This is a genomic window from uncultured Vibrio sp., from assembly GCF_947488985.1.
Taxonomy (GTDB): Bacteria; Pseudomonadota; Gammaproteobacteria; order Enterobacterales; family Vibrionaceae; genus Vibrio.
Window position 1 is genome coordinate 1 of record NZ_CANLBV010000270.1, and the last position, 613, is coordinate 613.

At 49.8% G+C, this 613-nt stretch carries 1 protein-coding gene; it reads left to right on the forward strand.

The features are described from left to right. Positions 1–613 (forward strand): IS66 family transposase (locus Q1A70_RS20295; protein ID WP_299697661.1); only part of this gene is annotated, 613 nt, incomplete at both ends.

Here is a 613-nt window from a genome sequence, read left to right on the forward strand (position 1 = left end):
CAATGGCTCCACCGCCGGCATCGGTTATCCCGAAAAGCATCGCGACTCCCTCTTTGCTTGCGCAAATCATCACGAACAAATACCACTATGCCCTGCCTCTCTATCGTCAAGAATCGCTGTTCAGACAATATGGGCTAGCGCTCAGCCGAAAAACGATGAGTCAGTGGATATTGCGTTGCGCTGATAAGGTAGAGCCGTTAATCGCCTTACTGAAAGAAACCCTTCTTACTCAAGATGTTCTGTTCGCGGACGAGACCACATTGACCGTGCTCGATGACGAAAGAAAGAAAAGTTACATCTGGTTGTATGGGTGTGGTCCAGACCGGGGCGGTAATGCGCAATCTCCCGGAATCGTCTTGTTCGACTACCAGGAAGGAAGTCGGGGTCACCACTGCCCTCAATCGTACCTGTCAAACTACACTGGATACCTTCATGTTGATGGGTATAAAGCGTATGAAAAGACAGAGGCGAAGTTGGTGGGTTGCTGGGCACATGCAAGACGCAAGTTCATAGAGGCAGAGCAGAGTCAACCAAAAGGCAAGCAAGGTAAAGGGGGTAAAATCCAGTGGGCAGTCAGTTGGTTCCAAAAGCTCTATCGTGTTGAACAAGCACT